The 1,820-nt window shown below is 54.5% G+C and carries 3 protein-coding genes; all 3 read left to right on the forward strand.

All coding sequences use genetic code 11. The features are described from left to right. Positions 1 to 793, forward strand: a 793-nt coding sequence (locus Q9J32_RS10050) for a glycosyltransferase (RefSeq protein WP_304667281.1), incomplete at its 5' end; no start/stop codon positions are given. 3 nt (positions 794 to 796) lie between these two features. After that, positions 797 to 1,636, forward strand: a complete 840-nt coding sequence (locus Q9J32_RS10055; RefSeq protein ID WP_301885701.1) for a glycosyltransferase family 25 protein — start codon at positions 797 to 799, stop codon at positions 1,634 to 1,636. An 11-nt stretch (positions 1,637 to 1,647) separates the two neighbouring features. Beyond that, a partial coding sequence (locus Q9J32_RS10135) for a glycosyltransferase (RefSeq protein WP_047919290.1) occupies positions 1,648 to 1,820 on the forward strand: 173 nt, incomplete at its 3' end.

Consider the following 1,820-nt stretch of genomic DNA (forward strand, 5'->3'; position numbering starts at 1 on the left):
AAAGTCCGGGGGGGGGGGGGAATATATTGCGCGCACCGATGCCGACGATATTGCCGCCCCCGACTGGATTGAGAAAATCGTGGGCGAGATGGAAAAAGACCGCAGCATCATCGCAATGGGCGCGTGGCTGGAAGTTTTGTCGGAAGAAAAGGACGGCAACCGGCTGGCGCGGCACCACGAACACGGCAAAATTTGGAAAAAGCCGACTCGGCATGAAGACATTGCCGCCGTTTTTCCTTTCGGCAACCCTATACACAACAACACTATGATTATGAGGCGCAGCGTCATTGACGGCGGTTTGCGTTACAACACCGAGCGGGATTGGGCGGAAGATTACCAATTTTGGTACGATGTCAGCAAATTGGGCAGGCTGGCTTATTATCCCGAAGCCTTGGTCAAATACCGCCTTCACGCCAATCAGGTTTCATCCAAACACAGCGTCCGCCAACACGAAATCGCGCAAGGCATCCAAAAAACCGCCAGAAACGATTTTTTGCAGTCTATGGGTTTTAAAACCAGGTTTGACAGTCTTGAATACCGCCAAACCAAAGCAGTGGCGTACGAATTGCTGGAGAAGGATTTGCTAGAAGATGATTTTGAGCGGGTACGCCATTTCTTGTATCAATGTTTCAAACGGACGGACACGCCGCCCGCCGGCGCGTGGCTGGATTTTGCGGCAGACGGCAAGATGAGGCGGCTGTTTACCATGAGGCAATACTTCAGCATTTTACGCCGACTGATTAAAAACCGCTGGCAGGCGCGGCCAGATCCGGCAGACAAAAAAACAGGATAAATCATGCAAAACCACGTTATCAGCTTAGCTTCCGCCAAAGAGCGCAGGGCGCACATTGCAGCAACCTTCGGCGCGCGCGGCATCCCGTTTCAGTTTTTCGACGCACTAATGCCGTCTGAAAGGCTGGAGCAGGCGATGGCGGAACTCGTCCCCGGTTTGTCGGCGCACCCCTATTTGAGCGGAGTGGAAAAAGCCTGCTTTATGAGCCACGCCGTATTGTGGAAACAGGCGTTGGACGAAGGCACGCCGTATATCGCCGTATTTGAAGACGACGTTTTACTGGGCGAAGGCGTGGAGCAGTTCCTTGCCGAAGATACTTGGTTGGAAGAACGCTTTGACAAGGATTCCGCCTTTATCGTCCGCTTGGAAACGATGTTTATGCACGTCCTGACCTCGCCCTCCGGCGTGGCGGACTACTGCGGGCGTGCCTTCCCGCTGTTGGAAAGCGAACACTGGGGGACGGCGGGCTATATCATTTCCAAAAAAGCGATGCGGTTTTTTTTGGACAGGTTTGCCGCCCTGCCGTCTGAAGGGCTGCACCCTATCGATTGGATGATGTTCGGCAACCCTGACGACAGGGAAAGGATGCCGGTTTTCCAGCTCAATCCCGCCTTGTGCGCCCAAGAGCTGCATTATGCCAAGTTTCACGACCAAAACAGCGCATTGGGCAGCCTGATCGAACACGACCGCTGCCTGAACCGCAAACAGCAAAGGCGCGATTCCCCCGCCAACACATTCAAACACCGCCTGATCCGCGCCTTGACCAAAATCAGCAGGGAAAGGGAAAAACGCCGGCAAAGGCGCGAACAGTTAATCGGCAAAATCATTGTGCCTTTCCAATAAAAGGAGAAAAGATGGACATCGTATTTGCGGCAGACGACAACTATGCCGCCTACCTTTGCGTTGCGGCAAAAAGCGTGGAAGCGGCCCATCCCGATACGGAAATCAGGTTCCACGTCCTCGATGCCGGCATCAGTGAGGCAAACCGGGCGGCGGTTGCCGCCAATTTGCGGGGGGGGGGGGGGAA

The organism is Neisseria uirgultaei, from assembly GCF_962719845.1.
Taxonomy (GTDB): Bacteria; Pseudomonadota; Gammaproteobacteria; order Burkholderiales; family Neisseriaceae; genus Neisseria; species Neisseria bergeri.

What these genes read in the sequence shown, in the direction of transcription:
- Q9J32_RS10055 (WP_301885701.1), top strand. Translation starts at nt 797, where the DNA reads ATGCAAAACCACGTTATCAGCTTAGCTTCCGCCAAAGAGCGCAGGGCG.